The following is a 19,328-nucleotide window of genomic DNA, read 5'->3' on the forward strand; positions in this document are numbered from 1 at the left end:
GGTGTCCTCGGCCCTCGAAGAAAACTTCGGTGAGTCAGATCTCGCTCATGCCAGTCGCCAGCCACCTGGCGAAGTCCGCCTCGCTGATCTCTCCCGCCGCCAGGGTCTCCATCATCCTGACGCCCTTGATCGTGTCGGGGCGGAAAGAGTAGCCGTTCAGTCGCAGGAATGTGAGCGCCGTCACGAAGGCCGTGCGCTTGTTGCCATCCACGAAGGCATGAGCCCTGCAGATGCCGAAGGCATAAGCCGCGGCCATCTCCGCAAGCCCGGAGTCGGTGTAGGCCGCGAGGTTCATCGCGCGAGCGCAGCCCATCTCCAGGAGCGCCCGGTCGCGCATGCCGGACGCGCCGCCATGCCGGGCTATCTGTCTGTCATGGATCGCAAGGACCGCGGCGAGCGGAACCCAGACCGGCTCGCTCACGCAAGTGCCTGAAGCAGGTCGCGGTTTTCGTCCATCACGATCTCCGCGGCGGCCAGCGCGGCGGCGACCGCGGGATCGTGCGGCGTGATCTTCAGGCTGCCGTCGTCTCCGCGCATGACGAAGAGCGTGTCACCCTCCTTCGCGTCGAGGATGGTGAGCATTTCGGTGGTCAGGGTCATGACGGCAGAATTGCCAACTCTCCGGATCCTGGTTTCGATCATGGCGCGACTCCTTGGATATATGAAAGTATATACATCTTTGGTCCGTGGTGCACAAGCCCTCGACGCTTGTCGTCAGGGGCTGGGCCCGGCGGGCCTCCGTCAGGTTCTGATCTCGCTTGCGCGGCGAAGGACTGGTTCGTTGACGCCGCGCCGCGGCGTCCATCCGGTCGACGAAGGTCGGCTCCGGGCCGAACGGCGCTTTCGACACCTTCAGACATCCGCGGCTCGATCAAGCATCAAGGATCGGTCGCACGACAGACTCGCGCTGCAGACTTGGCTTGCGCGGACCGAAAGACGCAATACGATCTCAGTCCGTTGTGACGGCTCAGCCCTACCCAATCCTGAGGATCAGATTTGATGACATCCAATGAACGGCGCCTGACTGCAGCCGAAAGCAAAGGGTTGCGCACAGCCCGCGAGTTGGAGGGGCATCTGGCTTGGCTCGACACGATAACGCCGGCAGCACTCGGCATCCTGGCCATCGCATCGGGCATCTACACCTATCTCGGCGTGTCCTCGTTGCTCGAGGATACGGGCGCGATGAGCTTCTTTGCCGCCGTCGCCTATTCCATCGCCGTCTCGGTCGGCATCTTCGTGTTCTGGAGCTACATCCTGCGCCTCTTGCCATCGATGAGGACGGCCAGCGGTTTCATCGGCCTGACGCTCTCCACGATCGTCGGCTCGCTCGCGATCATCGCGATGTCGAGCTGGCTGAACGCGGCGGCGCTGGCCGGGTCGGCGGCGGTGGAACAGCATCTCGCCAAAACCGTTCAGGAATATCAGGCCGCGCTGGAACAGGCGCATGATATCGCCCTGCGGGGACAGGCGCTGGGTCGCGAGGTGGAGCGCACGCGCCTGACCTTTGAGGAACTTGCCGATCGCGAAGCACGCGAGGGAGGCACCACGGGCGTGGCGGGCGACGGGGCGGTCGCGCGGCTTCTGGCGCAGACCACCGACCGTTTGCGCTCGCTCGAGGAGATCATCGCGGCGCAGGACGCCCGCATCGAGGCCGCCTTCGAGGAGGGCAACCGCCTGCTCGGCCAGATGCGGGCCCTGACTGTCGCCCCCGGCCCGGTCGAACAACGCTCGGTCGCCTTTTCCGAGGAAAGTGTCCGACTGGCGGGCGTGATCGCCAGCCTCAACCAGTATTCTGTGGCGCCTCTCGTGGCGCGGGCGGCAGCGGATCTGCCCGCCAGCATCATCCTGCCCGAGCTAGACGGCGGCACCGCAGCGCTCAGAAGCACGCAATCCGAGACCATGGCGGCGGTTTTCGCCTCGGTGGAACGGCTCAGCGCCAGTCTGGGGGAGGCGGCAAGCGAGGTGCTGGCCATCGAGCCGCCACAGGAAACGGCCTACAACCCGATTTCCAGCGCCGATGCCGTGATACGCTATGCCGGAAGCTTCGTTCCCTCATGGGCGGGCGCGATCGCCATCGACCTCTTGCCGGGGGTTCTGGTCTTCGTGCTGGCCGTCACTCAGGCCGCGATCCGGAGCGGGCGGGACGGGCTCAGCATCGAGGAGACGCTGACGCTGGCCGATCTGAAGGCCGCGATCAACGCGATGCGGGATGTCGAAGCCTCGATGGGCGACGCGGAATCCGAAATGCTGCGCCGCCTGCGTTCCGAGCGCGCCGCGCCAGTGGATCGGGCGCCCGATGCCGACTGAAACCGCGGCCCGGACCGGCAAGGCCGAACCGGCCCGCAGTCCCTTCACGATCCGGCGGGGCCTGCGCTACGCCCTCATCGCGCAGGTTGCGGTGGCGGCCTTGGTGCTGCTCGTGGATCTTGGCGACCGCTTGCCCACTGGCCTTGGCGGCGGCACGACCAATCCGCTGACATCCCCGGTCTTGCCGGGCGATCAGGTGCGGCGGCACGATCCCAACCGTGCGCTTCCGACTTTTACCGGCCCGTCCGAGGCGCCCACAATCACCCTTCCTGAGAATCTTCCGCCGCGACTAAACTTCAGCCTCCAGACGGAGGAGGCGCAGGGCCCCCTGATCGTCGCGGCGGGCCCCATCGAGCCGGGCGATGCGGACCGCTTCGACGCCTTTCTTGCCAGTCTTGCCGAGGTGCCCGGCCAAGTCGCCCTGCACAGCCCCGGCGGGAATGTCGACGAAGCGCTTGACATCGGGCGCAGGCTTCGCGCGCGCGAGCTGTCCACCACGATCCTGCCGGGCACAATCTGCCTGTCGGCTTGCCCCTATATCCTTGCCGCGGGCGTGGAGCGGGCCGTGTCGCTGCGGGGGTCCGTGGGGCTGCATCAGCATTACTATGAGACGCCGGGCTACATGCCTGCCTTTCTGGCCGTGGAGGATATCCAGCGCAGTCAGGGCAGAACGATGGAATATCTGATTGAGATGGGGATTGACCCTGGTGTCATGCGCTTCGGACTTTCGACCGCGCCCGAGGACATCTACGTTCTGGTCGAGGCGGAACTGATCGACAGCCGCATGGCCACAACGACCTTGCCCTAGCGGTCACGGCGCGAGGGGCGGAGAGCAGTCTTTCAGGGTTCCACCGCTTGACCGTATCATGAACGAGTGACCTGATGCATGCAGAAGCCTGCGCGAATTATTCTCTTCCTCCCGAAGTGATGGCCCGCGTCGCTCCATAAGCGGCAGCCCGGATTTCGGCGGTCTCGAAGCCAGAGTAGCCGATGACAAGCCCCTGTTGTGCAGGGGCCTTGAGGAACATCTGCGACAAGCGGCGGCTGCTAAGACCGCCCGCCTGCCCTAGGCGCTGCAGTTCGGCATCCGCTTCGTCGCCGCGGGCATAGGCAATCAGATGCAGCCCCTGATCGGGGATCATCACATCCAGCGGTGCCGCGGATAGCCCCTCGACCAGCGCGTCCCGCGCCATCCGGCAGCGCTTGCGTGCGCGACGCAGGTGCGCGGCGTATTGCCCCTCGGACATGAACCTGGCCAGCACCGTCTCGATCAGCGGGTTGGGATAACGGTCAGTCAGGTCGCGCAGCCTGCGGACTGTTTCGACAACCTCGACCGGTAGCACCGCGTAGCCCAGCCGCAACCCGGGTGCCAGCGCCTTGGAGAAGGTGCCGAGATAGATGACGCGGCCCGCCCGGTCGATACCGTGAAGTGCAGCAAGAGGTGGGCCGGTGAAGCGGTATTCGCTGTCGTAATCATCCTCGATGATCCACGCGCCAGCTCCCTGTGCCCAGTCCAGCAGCGCCAGACGGCGCGGCATCGAGAGCGTCGCGCCAAGCGGGAACTGGTGGGACGGTGTCAGATAGACCGCCTCGGCCTCGGGCGCGGCGAGCATACCTGCGGCGGGGTCAAGGCCATCTTGGTCCACCGGCACCGGGATGATTGTCAGCCCAAGGCTTCGAAACAGGTTCAGCGCCTGCGGATAGCATGGGTCTTCGACCCAGATCCGACTTTTGGGCTGCATAAGCGCCCGACCGATCAGCGACAGGGCCGATTGCGTGCCCGACGTGATCATCACCTGATCGACTCCGGCCCGGATGCCGCGCGTGGCTCGCAGGTAATCCACGATTTCACGGCGCAAGGACACGTCACCGAAGGGATCGCCGTAGTGTAGGAACTCCGGCGGGGGGCGCATCAGCGCCTCGCGGAAGAGGCCGCGCAGATCGCGCAGTGTCTTGTCGTCGGCCGTGCCGCCACCCAGCTTGCCCGGCGCTGGGGGCGTGGACCAGACATGCTTTGGCTGCAGCGGAAGCTTTTGGCCCATGATGCGACCCTTGTTCCAAGGCGCGCGGGCCGGGCAAAGAGCGGGCAAGGTTTCTATGGTCATGACGGTACTCCCCTCCGCCACGCCCACCACGTCCTCGGCTCCGCCGACCAGGAAGTGTAGCACCGATTCATCCGCCCTTGACGGCATATGGTCCTCACCCTCTGTGCGGCCTGTCGATGTGAACAAGCTCCTAGAGCGCGTGAAGCCCCACACTTGGGACCTTGCATCCTGCCTAGACGAGTATCTCCGCCTCGATTCCATCAACGAGAAGCCAAGCCGCCTTGCCGCTGATGCTCTGATCCGAGTGGCAGGCAACAAGGCGATTGACACCTACACCGTAACCAGCCGGTTGTTACTGCGGTGACTGGGCCTTGATGCGGGCGACGAGGTCTTCGTCGTCGACAAAGTCGTCGAGGAACGCATGCCAGGTTTCGGTGGTGATGCGGGCGTCCCTGAGCATGTCTTTCAGGTCGTCAATGCCATCATCGGTCAGGGCGGTGATGGTCTCTTCCGCGCCGGTATAGACGCTGATGATTGCGCCGTAGGTCAGATTGTCGTCGTTGTAGACGATGGCTTCGAGAAGCTCGGGGTCTTCGCCCAGCATCCTGGCGACGTAGTCGAGGGTGCAGACATGGCTGACGGTTGCCATCAGGCGGCCTCGGGCAACGCATTGGTCAGCGGCGACCAGTTCCAGGGCAACAACTCGTCGAGCCGATTGATCTTGTGATCATGGATGCGGGTCAGGATGTCGGCGAGGTAGGCCTGCGGATCGAGGCCGTTCATCTTGGCGGTCTCGATGACGGTCATCGCGCGGGCCAGCGTTTCGGCGCCGGTGTCGGCCCCGGCGAAGAGCCAGTTGCGGCGTCCGATGCCGATCGGGCGCAGGGCGCGCTCGGCGGGATTGTTATCGATGGCCACCCGGCCGTCTTCGAGGAACAGGCTGAAGGCGCCTCCTCGGCTGAGGCCATAGCGGAAGGCATTGGCCAGATCGCCCTTGCCGGGGATCAGCGCGAGCTGCTGGTCGGCCCATGCGAAGAAAGCCGCAACCTTCGGGGCGCTGTGCTTCTGGCGCGCGGCAAGGCGGATGTCTGCGGAACGCCCGGTGAGCTCCCGCTCGATGTCATAGAGCGCGCCGATGCGGTCGAGCGCCTCGCGGGCGATCGCGGATTTCGTCTTGTCCCATTCATCATGGAAGTCACGTCGCAGGTGAGCCCAGCAGGCAGCCTCACGAAGGCGGGGCCTCCCGTCTGGGTCAGGACCATAAAGCTTCGCATAGCCCTTGTAGCCGTCGGCTTGGAGAATGCCGCGGGTCTGGGCCAGATGGCGATGGACGTGTTCTTCCCGCCAGTCCGGCGCGAAGGCATAGACCGCCCCGGGTGGCGACGCGCCTGCCCAGGGGCGCTGATCGCGGACATAGGTCCAGATCCGGCCCTTCTTCACGCCCTTGCCCAGCCCCTTGTCACGCTGAGACCGGTCCAGCACCCGGATCGGCGTGTCATCGGCATGAAGCAGATCGCTGGCCATGACATCGGCCTCGATCCTCTCGATCAGCGGCTGCAGCACCTTCATGGCGCGGCCGCACCAGTCGACCAAGGTGCTGTCGGGGATGTCCGCCCCCATGCGGGCGAAGATCTCGTGCTGGCGATAGAGAGGAAGGTGATCGTCGAATTTGGCGACGAGGATTTGGGCCAGAAGGCCCGCCCCGGCCATGCTGCCCGGGATCGGCCGACTGGGGGCGGGCGCCTGCACCATGCGCTCGCAGCGGCGGCAGGATTTCTTGGGCCGGGTGATCTGGACGACCTTCAGCTGCGCCGCGATCAGATCCAGCATATCGCTGACGTCCTCGCCCACCACGCGCAGATCGCCGCCGCAATCGGGGCAGCAGCTGCCGGGGTCGGGTTCCTGCCGCTCGCGCGGCGTGCTGTCCGAAACCCGGAGACGACGGCGGGATGGGCGATCGGCGACCTCGCCGGCGACAGTCGTTTCCAGGGCATCATCGCCCTGACCGTCATCCACGACCGCAGTCTCGCACTCGGCCGAGGCGATCAGCAGATCCTCCAGCGCCAGTTCCAGCTGCTCGATCTCACGTTCGATCTTTTCCGAGGACTGGCCGAACACCTGCTTCTTCAGCTTGGCGATGCGCAGCCGCAGGGTCTGGATCAACTGGTCATGCGCGCGCAACGTGGCCGAGATATTCGCGTTCTCAGCCTGCAAGGCGGCGATCAGCGCCTTCAGAAGCGCCGGGTCATCAGGAAGAGCTTGGGCCACATTCGACATGCGCCCGGATACCGCAAATCCGCAAGAAACGCCATAGAAACAAGGCGCTCCATCGCCATTCCTTAGCCTACGCGAGCGGGCGGCGCACCCCAGTCCGGCCTGCGCCAGTCAATCTCTTCCCAGAGCATGGCGAGCTGCGCCGAGGTCAGACGCGCCGCCCCGTCACCGCGCGCAGGCCAAGGGAAGCGCCCCTTCTCCAGAACCTTGTAGTAAAGGCAGAAGCCTTGCCCATCCCAGTGCAAAAGCTTCAACCTGTCGCCGCGGCGACCACGGAACGCGAAGACGGCGCCACCGGTGGGCTTCTGGCGCAGATGATCCTGCGCGAGCGCGGCCAACCCCTCGATGCCTTTCCTCATGTCCGTCACACCACAAGCCAGATAGACGCGGACGCCGGTTCCCGGTCCGATCATGCCGCTTCCACCGCCCGGGTAACTTGCGTCAGCATGGCCGCGTCCAGGGACGGGGCGAAGCGTAGGCAGCGGCCATTCCCCAGCTTCAGCTCGATCTGCGGAGGCCGCGGTGCTTCTGATGTGGTGACCGTCGTCGGAACCGCCCGTTCCAGGGGCCTTTCCAACTCCACCGGCAGGAACAGCGCCTCCGGACATGCCGAAAGCAGACCCTGCTTCTTCAACTCATGCCGCCAGGCATAGATCTGATGCCGCGACACATCGTGCCGCTGCGCAACCTGCGTCACCGTCGCGTCGCCCATGCCTACCGATAAAACGATCTCGAGCTTCTCATCGTCGCTCAACCGTCGCCGCCGCTCCAGCCCAAGAATATCGCCCCGCATCACCAGCCCCACATAAGATACGTTGTTAACGACGTCGTTATGCACGTGCCTTAATCGATCAGGCCAAGCTCTGGCAGGCAGCGCCAACCGGGCCGTTACACTCGACTCTTGATCGGACCAGAGCTTTCGTGACCGCGGCTGTCCCTGTCTGAGGGCCTCGCTCTGAGAAGCCAGCGGCCGATTCCCGGCGCATCGGTCGACCGAAGGCCGGGGGCCCGACAGGCCCTAGTGAAAATCCCGGCTGGGAAAGAGGCGCCTGGCCTGGTCGCGCGGGTGGCGGGCCGAGGGGCGCAGGCTGCCGCCTGCGGGGCGGCGGGTCTCATCCGCGCGGCCGTCATTGGCGGGGATCGGCACCGGGTGGCCGAGGGTGGCAAGCCGCGGCGACAGATCCTCGACCCGTTCGGCGATGACATGCACCACCGGGCCGTCGCGTTCGATCCGGCCGGTGACGCGCAAGAGCCGCCCGGCGATCACGGCCTGGCGGAAGCGTTCGTAGACCCGCGTCCAGACCACCACATTCGCCACGCCGGTTTCGTCCTCGAGCGTGAGGAAGATCACGCCCGAGGCGGTGCCGGGCCGCTGGCGGGTGATGACAAGGCCGGTGACGGTGACGCGGCCGCTCGCCCCGGCCAGCCGGTCATGGGGCAGGCTGCCGACAAGCCGCGGGCGCAGCAGTTCCAGCGGATGGGCGCGCAACGAGAGCCGCAGCGACAGGTAATCCTCGATCACCTCCTGCCCCAGCGTCATCGCCGGCAGCACGAGCGCGGGCTCCGCGCCGCCCTCGCCATCCGCGCCGAACAGCGGCAGCGGCGCAGGCGCCCGCAACGCGCGCGCGGCCCAGAGCGCATCGCGGCGGGCAAGGCCCAGGGCGGCGAAGGCGTCGCCCTCGGCCAGCCGTTCCAGCGCCTCCGGCCCGACCCCCGCCCGGCGCCACAGGCTTTCGACATCCGGGTAGCCATTGCCGCGGGCGGCGGCGATCCAGGCGGCATCCTCGGCACGCAGGCCCTTGATCTGGCGGAACCCCAGCCGCAATGCCAGCCCGCCATCGGCCCGCGGTTCCAGCGTGCAGTCCCAGTCGGAATGGTTGACAGAGACGGGCCGTACCTCGACCCCGTGCTCGCGCGCGTCGCGGACAAGCTGGGCGGGGGCGTAGAAACCCATCGGCTGGCTGTTCAGCAGGGCGCAGGTGAAGATCGCCGGGTGGTGGCATTTCAGCCAGGCCGAGACATAGACAAGGCGCGCAAAGCTGGCCGCGTGGCTTTCGGGGAACCCGTAGGAGCCGAAGCCCTCGATCTGGGCAAAGCAGCGTTCGGCGAAGCCCGCGTCATAGCCGCGCTCCAGCATCCCCGACACGAACCGGTCGCGGAAACCGCCGATGGTGCCCATCCGCTTGAAGGTGGCAAGGCTGCGGCGCAGCCGGTCGGCCTCGGCCGGTGTGAAGCCCGCGGCGACCACGGCGATCTGCATCGCCTGTTCCTGGAACAGCGGCACGCCATAGGTGCGGCCCAGCACCTCCATCATCGCGGGGCCCAGATCCTCGACCGGCTCGCGGCCCATGCGGCGGTTGAGGAAGGGATGCACCATGCCGCCCTGGATCGGGCCGGGGCGGACGATGGCGACCTCGCAGACCAGGTCGTAGAACTTGCGCGGCCGCATCCGGGGCAGGAAGTTCAACTGCGCCCGGCTTTCGACCTGGAACACACCCACGGCATCGGCCCGGCAGAGCATGTCATAGACCGCCCGGTCCTCGGGCGGGACATTGGCCAGCGTCAGGCGGCGCTTGCGGTGGATTTCCAGAAGCCCGAACGCCTTGCGGATCGCGGTCAGCATCCCCAGCGCAAGGATGTCCACCTTCATCAGCCCCAGCGCGTCGATATCGTCCTTGTCCCATTCGATGATGGTGCGATCCTCCATCGCGGCGTTCTCGATCGGGCACAACTCGTCCAGCCGACCCTGGGTGATGACGAAGCCGCCGACATGCTGGGAAAGGTGGCGGGGAAAGCCGATGATCTCGGCGATCAGGCGGGTGGCCAGCATCACGCGATGGTCGGCGGGATCGAGCCCGGCCTCGCGCAGCCGGTCCTCGCCCGGCGCGGTCGCGGACCAGCCCCAGATCTGGCCCGACAGCCGCGCGATCACGTCCTGGCTCAGCCCCATGACCTTGCCCACCTCGCGGATCGCGGCGCGGCTTCGGAAATGGATCACGGTGGCCGTCAGCCCGGCGCGTTCGCGGCTGTAGCGGTCATAGATCCACTGGATCACCTCCTCGCGCCGTTCGTGTTCGAAATCGACGTCGATATCGGGCGGCTCGCCGCGTTCCTTCGAGATGAACCGCTCGAAGATCAGGGTGATGGATTCGGGCGGCACCTCGGTGATGCCCAGCAGGTAGCAGACCACCGAATTGGCCGCCGAGCCACGCCCCTGGCAGAGGATGCCGCGGGATCGCGCGAACTGCACGATGTCGTGGACGGTCAGGAAATAGGGCGCGTAGCCCACCTCGCGGATCAGGGTCAGTTCCTTGTCGACGCGGGCCACGATCCTGGGCGGCGGACCTTCGGGATAGCGCCAGGCCAGCCCCTCGCGCGTCAGCCGCTCCAGCCGGTCCTGCGCGGGTTCGCCGTCTCGGGCCTCGTCCGGGTACTGATAGCGCAGGTCATCCAGCCGGAAGGCGCAGGCATCGGCGATCTCGATCGTGCGGCGGATCGCGGCGGGGTAGCGGTGGAACAGTCGCGCCATCTCGGCCCCCGATTTCAGCCGTCGTTCGCCATTGGCAAGGCGCCGGGTGCCGATCGTATCGATGGTGCAGCCCTGGCGCAGGCAGGTCAGCACATCGGCCAGCGGGCGGCGGTGGGCGCGGTGCATCAGCACCTCGCCCACCGCGACCATCGGCAGGCCGGTCGCCTGCGCCATCCCGGCCAGCCGGTCGAGCCGGACCTTGTCGCGCCCGTCATATTGCGGCGCCGCCCCCAGAAAGCAGCGCCCCGGAAAGCGGCGGGCAAGGCGGCGCAGGTCCGGGGGGGTGTCATGTTCCATCGGGTCGGGGGGCAGCGCGATCAGGATCAGGCCCTCGCCCCACGCCTCAAGATCGGCGCGGGTAAGGTGGCATTGCCCCTTTGCCGCCCGCCGCTTGCCGAGTGACAGCATCCGCGTCAGCCGCGACCAGGCGGCGGCATCGGCGGGCAGCGCCAGCCACTCGACCGGGCTGTCGGCCAGCACGAGCCGGGCCCCCACGACAAGCTTCGGCAGCATCGCGGGCCGGGCAAGGGGTACGGTGTCCGCCGTGACGCTCTGCCGGCTGGAATGGTCCATCATCCGCTGCGAACGGATCGCGGGGCCTTCATCCGCCAGCCGCGCCAGTTCCTTCAGCGCCGAGAACGCCCGCACCACCCCCGCGACCGAATTGCGGTCGGTGATCGCGATGGCGTCCAGCCCCAGTTCGGCGGCGCGCACCACCAGTTCCTCGGGATGCGAGGCGCCGGTGAGGAAGGTGAAATTGGTGGTCACGCACAGCTCGGCATAGCGGGTCATGCGAATTCCCCCTGCACCTGCCAGCCGGGCGCCTGCGGCGTGTGAAAAAGCCACAGCCGCGGGCCCTGTTTCGTCTCGATCCGCCAGTAATCGCGCAGCCCCGTGCGCCAGGCCGGATCGTCCAGCCACCATTCCGGCGCGATGCGTTCCGGGCCGATGGCACGTAGCGTGGCGAAGTCCATCCGCCGCCAGCGAAACCGCGCGGGCGGGTGGCCGGAAACGGCACTGACCGGCTCGGGCGGAAAGAGCGTGATCGGCCGCGCGGGGCCGCGGTGCGGCGGTTCCGGAGCGGGGGCGCTGTAGGCGGCGGGGGCGATCAGGAAACTGCGCTCGGGGATGCGGCTGTCGGCGGGCAGCAGGCGCAGCACCCGGTCAAAGCCGATCCGGTTGCCCAGCCGCGAGACCAGATCGGCCAGCGCATCCTCGCCCCGCACCGCAACGCCACCGCCGATCTGTTCGGGCGCCAGCGGTTCGGTGACCGTCGCGCTCAGCCGCAGCGCGTCGATGCCGAAACCGGCGTCGATCTCCTGCACCCCCTTGACGAACAGCGCCGCGATCCGGTCGGGGTCGCGCAGCGGGCGGGCAAGGCCGATCTCGATATGGGCGGTGCCGCGATCCACCCGGCGCAACTCCAGCCGCAGCCGCCGCGCACCGCGGTGATGCAGGGACAGCATCCGGCAAAGCCGGTCGAGCAGGCGGGCCAGCCCCGCCATCACATCGGCCTGCAACCCGATCGGCTCGGGCAGGGTCATCCGCACCCCGAAATGCGGCGGATCGGGGTCCGCGGCCACTGGTTCGGGCTGATGGCCCAGGACCTGGTCCAGCCGCAGCACCAGCCCCGGCCCGAAGCGCCGGGCGAGCGGCGCCCGCGGCAGCGCGGTCAGATCGGCGATGCGGGTCAGCCCCACGCGCGCCAGCGCCTCGGCCGTCGCATGGTCGATGCGCAGCGCCGAGACCGGCAGCCGCCCGACCCCCTCGGCCAGCGCGCCCTCGGTCACGATCCCGCCGCCATGCCGCGCCAGCGCATGGGCCGCCCCACGGCTGCCGGCGATGGCGCTGGCCGCCGTCAGCCCCGCACGGTCCAGCCGGGCATGCAGGTCGGCGCGCAACTCCTCCTCGCTGCCGAAAAGATGCGCAACGCCGGTGATGTCGGCGATCAGCCCGTCCGGCCCGTCGCTGGCCACCATCGGCGCATAGCGCCCCGCCCAGCGGCGCAGGCTGGCAAGCGCCGCCGCCTCGCGCGCCAGATCGGCGGGGCGGGTGGCCAGGTCGGGGCAGATCGCGCGGGCATCGGCCAGCGCCATGCCGCGGGCAAGCCCGCGCGCCTCGGCCTCAGGCGTCAGGCAGTGCAGATGGTCGGCATTGCCCGAGCGCAGGGTCAGCGCGAACGGCCCCGGGACGGGGCGGCGGCGCAGGCTCGTGTCGCTCGCCAGTCGCGGAAACCAGATCGAAAGCAGCCGACGTGCCATCCCAGTTCACAATCCAGCGTCCTACTGTTCCTCTTTTGTTCTTGATACGCGACCAGCACTGCAGAGTCGAGTCCGCCGCATCGCCCGCACGGGGCACACAGTGCCAGCGCGTCTCGGCGGCATTGCTGCCCGCGCCCTCGCGGATCAGGATCAGGCCCGTGGTCTGCCCGGCTTCGGCCGCCAGTTGAAACCGGCGGCCCGCGGTCAGCGACAGGGGCTTTTCCGGCTCGGCGATCACCAGGCCGACAGGGGCCGCGCGCAGCGATTCCTCGGTCGCCCACAGCAGGTCGGTCTCGCCCTGCGGCTGCAGCAGATGAAGGCGCGAGGCGATCCCCGGCGGCAGGCCGGGCGGCATCGGCATCTCGGGGGCATGGGCGGGCAGGATCCAGACCAGCGGCCCGGGATGGCGCGCGGCCTGGAACACCGCAAAGGCCCGGCGGCCCGACCCCTCGGCCTCGTGCATGCGGGCGGGACGAAGGGCAAGCGGATCCGGCATCGGTGTTCGCATTCCTGGCCCGTGATGACCGCTCGCCCTCCGGCAGCGGTTTCCCCCTTTGCTGCCCGGCCCCTTCGACGCCGATGGCCGACAAGCGGCCGGGCATGACGCGGCGGCGGACCGGGGTGGGGGCAAGGAAGAACAATAGAAGAACACTGGCGCACGGACAAGGGATTCGCCACCGGTGCATCGTGATGAAGGCAGGGTAGAGCTTTGTGCTCGCGAACAGATGCCGACTCTGCCGCATGATCGGATTGCTCTGTCATGGCAGATAGATCATCGATCTTGAGCGCTGGCCCCCGATATCCTATGAGAGCCGCCGGTCGGTTCCTGATCCTTGCAGACATGTTGAGGAGTGCTCAGTGTACCTGGTTATTCGTGCCACCTCGGCAATGCTTGCATTGGTCCTCCTCGTGACAACTGCCGAAGCGCAGAGAATCGAGGGGCGGCTGGTTCATGTGCGAGACGCGGACACCATCGAGATTGCCTCGTCACGTGGACGCATCGCGGTGCGCTTGAACGGTGTGGACAGCCCCGAACTCAAAGAGCTTGGCGGTCGCGCTGGAAAGGAATGGGTGGAGCGCACCTATCGGGGCAAGATGATGAGCTGTGTTCTCAACGGGCAGCGCAGCTATGATCGCTGGGTGGGGATCTGCCATGATCCGAATGGAAATGACATTGGCGCGGCGATAATCGCAGCGGGTCATGGGCGGGATTGCCCGCGCTACTCGGGCGGACGCTACCGCAAGTTCGAGACGAAGAAGTCACGCGACATTCCCCTGAAGCCCTATTGTCGCGCGCGTTGAAAACTCGACCAGACCGGATACGCGCCAGTATCGAACCGCGGACTCGGTATGGCAGGCATGTCAGGCGACGAACGACAACCGGACCGGACAGGCGGGACACAGCGATTGGGCGGCCCACGGCAATCGCCTGGCGTGGAAGAATTCGCCGGGACCATCGGCACAATCACGTGCTCCGGGCCGCGTTTGCGCTCACGATGCAAGCCTGAGCTCCCGCGCCACCCCGGGACGCGTTCTGACGGCCGTGCGGTTCCCAACCGGCATGACCGATCAGGGCACCTTCGGCGCAAGCGTGCCGACGTCCCGGATGCGTGCTGACCAGTTCAAGCATATTCCGCAATGATCGAGCGCGTGGTTTGAACGGCGGCGACGAGCCCTGCCTGGTCCGCGCCAGCTATGCCCAACCGGTCCAGATCGATCGTCAGTGGCGCCGGCTCCGAATTCACCGCGCCCGCCAGCGCGCGGGCCGCCCGCCCACGGGCACGCGAGGACCTCGTCGGTTCGAGTCGTGCGTCACCAGCCGTCGCCATGTCCGATCCCGCGGTGGCCCCCGCCTTCGGCATCACTGAACCCGACGCTTTCACGGCCATCAGCTCCCGCATCAGCCGCTCCACGGTCCCACGGGTTTCCGCAATCTGCCGATCTCGCCGCAGCCCGTCTTCATCCGGATACGGGAAAGTCCCGGCTTGACCGGCATGCAGTATCTTCAGCGCCGGGTCCTCGAAATACTTGATCCGCCGTGCCCGGATCGGCATCTGCGCGTCGATCACGAGGATCACCTCGTCCAGATCCATGCGGCGAGCCTGGTCCTCGGTCAGCAGCGGTGTGTCCTCGGTCCGCTCGGAAACGCTGCGCCCTTCGAACGGGTTGCGCCCGACGGCCCGGGATCGGGTCACCACGCGCTTGGTGGTCTTGCCGACAGCCTGGCTCAGCTCCTCGATGGTCTTCTGCTCGGACGGGGTGAGGTAGAGCTTCACGCCAGCACCGCCCTGAAGCGAGCGGCGGGTATTCTCGCCATAGATCTCGTCGAGCGCCGGGATGGTCTGGGTGACAATGGCGAGGTTGCCGCCGAATGACCGCAGCGTCTTGATGCTCTCGGCCACGATCGGCATTTTCCCGAGCCGGTCGAACTCGTCGAGCATGATCATCACGGGCCAGGGCTCATCCTCGCCGGGCTCCTGCGCCTGCAGCGAAGCGATCAGGTCGGAGAAGAACAGCCGGATCAGCGGGGCCAGGGGCCGGATCATCTCGGACTCGACCACGAGATAGATCGCATGCGGGCGGCGCCGGATGTCCCGGAAGGAGAAGTCGGAGGTCGCGGTCGCAGCGTCGATCGCGCGGTTGTCCCAGGTGTCGAGACCCGAGGTCATCAGGAGCGACAGGTAAGAGGTCAGGGTGTCGTTGTTGGTCGACGCCATGCGCTCGAAGATCAGCTTGGCGGACTTGTTCCTCACCTCCTGGGAGCGCTTGAGGTATTCCTTCTGCTTGTCGCCGCCGGAGGCGGTGATGCGGTAGATCTCGCCGATGGTGGGCACCCCGCGCTCGAAGGCCAGAAGGCCTGCCGCGACGAAGAGATCGATACCGCCTGCCAGGAGCCCGCTCAGCTTCTCGTTGTCGGTTTGCAGGAAGAGCTTGGCGGTGAGCTTCAGCTCCATCTGCTGCCGGTCGGGATTGGTCATGGCCGCGATGCGCGCCAGCGGGTTGTAGCGGTGCGTCGGGCGGTCCCAGTCGGTCGGGGCGAACCGGAAGACCTTGTCGCCCATGCTGGCGCGGAAGCGCGCGGTCTCGCGGAAGTTCTCGCCCTTCACGTCGAGCACCACGGCCGAGCCCTTGTAGGTGAGCAGGTTCGGGATCACGAAACCCACGCCCTTGCCCCGGCCCGTGGGCGCCACGATCAGCGCATGCGGAAAGGTCTTGGAGACGAGGAAGGGATGCTTCGATTTCGGGGGGCCGAGCTTGCCCAGAAGGAAGCCACCACCCGGCTTGGCGAAGAACCCGTTGCGCTTCATCTCGCCCCGGGTCTGCCAATGCGTCGTGCCGAACCGGGTCAGCGCCTCGCCCAGAAGCGTGATGCCGAGCAGGAATGCCGCCAGACCGCTTACCCCGAGGATCAGGTTCACCCAGAGGAAATCCCGCGGGGCGTTGGCCCCCAGAGCATTGTATTCCCGCGCAAGCAGCGTGAAATCGATCCGCTCGGTCGAGAGCCCGTAGCGCAGGGTCAGGTAGCCCGTTGCCACGACATAGCCGATGGCAAGACCGATCAGCGTCAGGCTGAGGATCCCGCCCGCGATCCTGCCCTTATCCATGGGTGATCCCCTTCTCGCCATGCGCCGCGGCGTGACGCGCGCGCTGCGCCTCGATCTGTTCCTCGGCCAGGGCATCCAGCACCCGCTCCATGGCAGGCCCGTGCGCGGTCACCTCACTGCTTTCGAGATAGGCCTTGGCGAGTTCCAACTGGCGCAGCGGATGCTCGGTGAACTTCCCCAGCACATCGGCATGGCCAGCACGCAGGGCGGTGACCGCGTTCGGCGACAGGTTGCGGTCGATCTGCGCGACCAGGCGCTGCCCGGCCGTCTCGGTGAGCGGTGTCTCCTCCTCGGCCTCGGCCCGACGCAGGAACGTCACCACGTCGGGGGCGGTCTCGGCCAGGAAGCGCCGCTCGGCATAGTCTTGCCGGGCCCGGTCCTCGATGTCGAAGCTCCGCTCGCTGATATGGGCGCGCGAAGCCCCCATGGCGCGCAGGCGGTTGATTTCGGCCTGCACTGCTGCCCCGAATTCCTCGTCCGGCATTTCCGCGCGGTAGAGCGCGAGGGTGCGCATATCCTCGGTGATGGGACCAAGATGTTGCGAAGGATCGCGCAACGCGAGGTCCATGTCGCCGGCGTGAAGCCTGCGATCCTTCGCCTCGACGGCGTATTCCTGCGGCTTGCGGCTGTCGGTGATCTTGTCCCAGGCCATCGAGGCCAGTTCGGCATGGTCGGGCGATCGCTGGGCATAGGCGTTGAAGGCGGCACGGGCCTCTTCCACCTCGATTGCCCCTGCCCGGCGGACTGATGGATCATCCGAGAATGGGTAGTCGAAATCCGTCCGGCGGAACTGGGCGACCAGCTGCTGGAAGTCCTGCCGCTCGGACGGCGCAAAGACGTCCGGGCGCGCCTCAGTGAGATCGCCTTCCGGCAGCGTCAGACGCTCGGCCAGCGCAACCTCGGCGTCGTCCGTCTCTTCCACATCGCCAAGCGCCCGCAGGATGCGCGCGTCTGTCAGGACATCACCCAGGCGGACATGAACGGCTTCCAGCCGGTCGAGCGCTTCCTCGCGATCCTCGCCCTTGTCCAGATCGAGATCGCCGGCCCTGGCGATGGCGCGCAGATCCTGCGCCAGCCACTGCCGCTCGAGCGCTGCATTTCCCGCACCCTCCCGCATGCGGGCGGCAACGGCCTCGGGATCGATACCGGTGCCTTGCAGCGCCTCGGTGAGACGTGCCTTCACCGCATCGTCGTCGAGGCGCACCAAATGGTCCTCGCGCATGTTGGCCCGGGCGTAGACGCCGTCCCGGGACGGCGCGTCGAGCAGTGCGGCCGAGCGATCCCCGAGCGGGTTGAGATGCGCGACAGAAGCCAGGACATCGGTAAGCTTGCGCTCGATCTCCGGCCGCTCGGCGGCCGGCGCCCGGTCGATCGCCGTCTCGATCTGACGGATGTTCCGGGAAAACTCGGTGATCAAAGTGTCGAACGCTGTTTCGTCTTTGGACATGTAGATGGCTCCGTCAGATTGAATCTGACCGCCACTGGCAAGGATGGTGCTGGCCCGCTCAAGCGCCTCGGCCACGTCATCGAAGTTCGACCGGGATGCCTCGACAGCCAGCCCCCGATAGGTCAGCGCATTGCGCGCCACCGTCTCCAGGGCTGCGGCCAGGTCAGCCCCGGTGCGCTGGCGCTCGACTGGCGGCCGGCCTTCGTCACGGGCCTTGTAGACCTCATCGATCTCGGCGCGGTAGGTCGTGACCCCCCGGTCAAGACGCCGTGTCGCCTCAAGCCGGATCCCGTGGAGCTGCGCCGCCTCGACCATCGCCGCCCGGAAGGCGTCGTAGTTGAAGTGGTGATCCTTCCCGAGAAAGAACATTTCGCCATCCTTGCTGCGGCGGTTCAGAACGATATGCGCATGTGGATGCGCGCGATCTTGGTGTATTGCAGCAATATAGTCGAATTGCGACCCCTCCCCTTGAAAGAACTTCTCACAGATCGTCTCTGTGATCGCGCGCACCTCATCGCCTGTGGTTCCGACCGGAAAGGCCATCAGCAGATGCGAGGTATGACCGAGCTTGGGGCTGTGCCGCTCGCCCCACTGGTTCTCGAAGCGCCGCACAACCCGATCGATCTCGGCCTCGGTGAGGGTCTTCTTGCCATCATGGGTGCCGCGGCTGTCGAGGATGTGGCTCGACTTGGTCGTCAGATAGGTGAGCTGGGCCTTGAGCTGCGCGCCGGTATGGCAGCCGCCCTTGGAGATCGGCTTGAAGATGGCCGGCGTATAGCCGCGCGCCGCCCGGACCATCTGCGCGCCCCTGGCAAGCCCCTGCCAGCTGCCCGAGACCCGGCTCCAGTCGCGATCGAAGATGGCGGGGCTGATGCCGCGCGTCTCACTCCGCGCCATTCCCGGCCACCTGTTCCGTTTCCTGCCGCGCCAGACCGGCGAGGGCCTTGGTGACCTCGAGGTCCAGTTCGCGGCGGCGCGCGCGGAACATCTCCTGGATCTGATCGGCCAGGTCGAAGACGAGCACCGCGAGATCGCGGATCTCGGCATGGCTTGCGGGGGTATATGGCAGCCGCTCGCCCTTGAGCTTTGCCTCGTTCAGGCGGCGCGCAACCTGGTTCACGTTGTTGCCGACCCGGTTCAGCGCCGCGCTCATCCCCCTCAGCTCATCCGTCATACCCTCATCAGGGCGCAGGAGATCGTCCGCGGCCAGCATCAGGCACCGCATTGCGTCTGACCGGTGGGCAATGCCGCGCCGGGCGAGAGCCGCATCGAAGCCGCAAAGGTCGCGCTCGGTGACCCGCATGGTCAACACGCGGGTGCGGCTGTCGTTGGCCGAGACAGCGGCACGGCCCCGGCTCAGCACGTTGTAGACGGTCTTGGGCGAGACCTTCAGCGCCGCACTGATCGCACTGACCGAGACGCCTTTCGCCCGCTCCCGGACGATCTGACGGCGCTCCTGATCGGTCAGTCTGCGACTGGTGCCCATGTGAAGTATACGTTCCTATTTCTTGCCAGTTTCGTACAAGCCCGCCTTCTCCCAGCGCAAGCGGAGAAGGCACCAAGGGCTTGTACTCAATGTAGAAAATCGGCCCACGGGGCCGATTTCACGTCTTCCGCCAAATGCATCGCGCCTTGCGCTCTCTGCGTCGCGCCGCGCGTCCTCTGCACCGCGTCGTGCGCTCTTTGCGCCGCGCATCGCGTCCCTTGCAGCGCGTCTTCTGCGTCCCGCATCGCGCTGTCCGCTGCGCGTCCCCCGTCTTGTGCATCGCGTCTACTGCATCGCGCCCTCCGCGCGCCGCGGAATGTCTTGCGCTGGGTGCGTCACGTCCTCTGCGCTCGCGCTCCGACGGCCCGCACCGT

General features: G+C 67.0%; 16 protein-coding genes. 3 read left to right on the forward strand and 13 right to left on the reverse strand.

The window, feature by feature from the left end:
* Positions 1-34: 34 nt before the first annotated feature.
* Entirely contained in the window at positions 35-421 is a 387-nt protein-coding gene (locus NHN26_RS11655) for a type II toxin-antitoxin system death-on-curing family toxin (RefSeq protein WP_132694180.1), read from the reverse strand.
* Positions 418-600: an AbrB/MazE/SpoVT family DNA-binding domain-containing protein gene (locus tag NHN26_RS11660; RefSeq protein WP_243641991.1), complete on the reverse strand. Its 183-nt coding sequence runs from the start codon at positions 598-600 to the stop codon at positions 418-420. Before NHN26_RS11660 ends, NHN26_RS11655 begins: the two co-directional genes overlap by 4 nt.
* Positions 601-999: 399 nt before the next feature.
* On the opposite strand from NHN26_RS11660, the gene NHN26_RS11665 reads away from it, so the two are divergent.
* Together NHN26_RS11665 and NHN26_RS11670 are read left to right on the forward strand one after the other, a co-directional pair.
* A complete protein-coding gene (locus NHN26_RS11665; RefSeq protein WP_132694178.1) occupies positions 1,000-2,307 on the forward strand; it encodes a hypothetical protein in 1,308 nt (435 codons plus the stop codon).
* Entirely contained in the window at positions 2,297-3,115 is an 819-nt protein-coding gene (locus NHN26_RS11670) for a COG3904 family protein (RefSeq protein ID WP_132694177.1), read from the forward strand. The genes NHN26_RS11665 and NHN26_RS11670 overlap by 11 nt, the downstream gene beginning before the upstream one ends.
* Positions 3,116-3,212: 97 nt before the next feature.
* Here NHN26_RS11670 and NHN26_RS11675 read toward each other — a convergent pair whose 3' ends face one another.
* The 8 genes from NHN26_RS11675 to NHN26_RS11710 all read right to left on the reverse strand — a co-directional run bounded on the left by NHN26_RS11675 (position 3,213) and on the right by NHN26_RS11710 (position 12,912).
* Positions 3,213-4,475 (reverse strand): aminotransferase-like domain-containing protein, encoded by a 1,263-nt coding sequence (locus NHN26_RS11675; RefSeq protein ID WP_253089619.1) that lies wholly within the window; start codon positions 4,473-4,475, stop codon positions 3,213-3,215.
* A 229-nt stretch (positions 4,476-4,704) separates the two neighbouring features.
* Positions 4,705-5,001, reverse strand: a complete 297-nt coding sequence (locus NHN26_RS11680; RefSeq protein ID WP_132694175.1) for a hypothetical protein — start codon at positions 4,999-5,001, stop codon at positions 4,705-4,707.
* Positions 5,001-6,629 (reverse strand): IS66 family transposase, encoded by a 1,629-nt coding sequence (gene tnpC, locus NHN26_RS11685; RefSeq protein ID WP_132694174.1) that lies wholly within the window; start codon positions 6,627-6,629, stop codon positions 5,001-5,003. The genes NHN26_RS11680 and tnpC overlap by 1 nt, the downstream gene beginning before the upstream one ends.
* Before the next feature lie 62 nt (positions 6,630-6,691).
* Positions 6,692-7,039: an IS66 family insertion sequence element accessory protein TnpB gene (gene tnpB, locus NHN26_RS11690; protein WP_132694173.1), complete on the reverse strand. Its 348-nt coding sequence runs from the start codon at positions 7,037-7,039 to the stop codon at positions 6,692-6,694.
* Positions 7,036-7,464 (reverse strand): IS66-like element accessory protein TnpA, encoded by a 429-nt coding sequence (gene tnpA, locus NHN26_RS11695; RefSeq protein WP_207893976.1) that lies wholly within the window; start codon positions 7,462-7,464, stop codon positions 7,036-7,038. The genes tnpB and tnpA overlap by 4 nt, the downstream gene beginning before the upstream one ends.
* Positions 7,465-7,644: 180 nt before the next feature.
* Positions 7,645-10,947: an error-prone DNA polymerase gene (locus NHN26_RS11700; RefSeq protein ID WP_253089620.1), complete on the reverse strand. Its 3,303-nt coding sequence runs from the start codon at positions 10,945-10,947 to the stop codon at positions 7,645-7,647.
* A complete protein-coding gene (locus NHN26_RS11705) occupies positions 10,944-12,395 on the reverse strand; it encodes a Y-family DNA polymerase (RefSeq protein ID WP_253089625.1) in 1,452 nt (483 codons plus the stop codon). Before NHN26_RS11705 ends, NHN26_RS11700 begins: the two co-directional genes overlap by 4 nt.
* The gene (locus tag NHN26_RS11710; RefSeq protein WP_243641990.1) at positions 12,280-12,912 is read right to left on the reverse strand and encodes a hypothetical protein; all 633 of its coding nucleotides are present in this window, start codon (positions 12,910-12,912) and stop codon (positions 12,280-12,282) included. Before NHN26_RS11710 ends, NHN26_RS11705 begins: the two co-directional genes overlap by 116 nt.
* A 362-nt stretch (positions 12,913-13,274) precedes the next feature.
* Here NHN26_RS11710 and NHN26_RS11715 point away from each other — a divergent pair, with 362 nt between their 5' ends.
* Positions 13,275-13,718, forward strand: coding sequence for a thermonuclease family protein (locus NHN26_RS11715; RefSeq protein WP_243641989.1), 444 nt, complete (start codon positions 13,275-13,277; stop codon positions 13,716-13,718).
* A gap of 320 nt (positions 13,719-14,038) precedes the next feature.
* Here NHN26_RS11715 and NHN26_RS11720 read toward each other — a convergent pair whose 3' ends face one another.
* The 3 genes from NHN26_RS11720 to NHN26_RS11730 are packed head-to-tail and all read right to left on the reverse strand — an operon-like array spanning position 14,039 to position 18,954.
* On the reverse strand, positions 14,039-16,021 hold the full coding sequence (locus NHN26_RS11720) for a type IV secretory system conjugative DNA transfer family protein (RefSeq protein WP_253089621.1): 1,983 nt from the start codon (positions 16,019-16,021) through the stop codon (positions 14,039-14,041).
* Complete coding sequence (locus tag NHN26_RS11725; protein WP_253089622.1) at positions 16,014-18,365, reverse strand: relaxase/mobilization nuclease domain-containing protein; 2,352 nt, start codon at positions 18,363-18,365, stop codon at positions 16,014-16,016. Before NHN26_RS11725 ends, NHN26_RS11720 begins: the two co-directional genes overlap by 8 nt.
* Positions 18,352-18,954 (reverse strand): helix-turn-helix domain-containing protein, encoded by a 603-nt coding sequence (locus tag NHN26_RS11730; RefSeq protein ID WP_132694168.1) that lies wholly within the window; start codon positions 18,952-18,954, stop codon positions 18,352-18,354. Before NHN26_RS11730 ends, NHN26_RS11725 begins: the two co-directional genes overlap by 14 nt.
* Positions 18,955-19,328 lie beyond the last annotated feature (374 nt).

It is taken from the genome of Rhodovulum tesquicola, assembly GCF_024128855.1.
GTDB classification, from domain to species: domain Bacteria; phylum Pseudomonadota; class Alphaproteobacteria; order Rhodobacterales; family Rhodobacteraceae; genus Rhodovulum; species Rhodovulum tesquicola.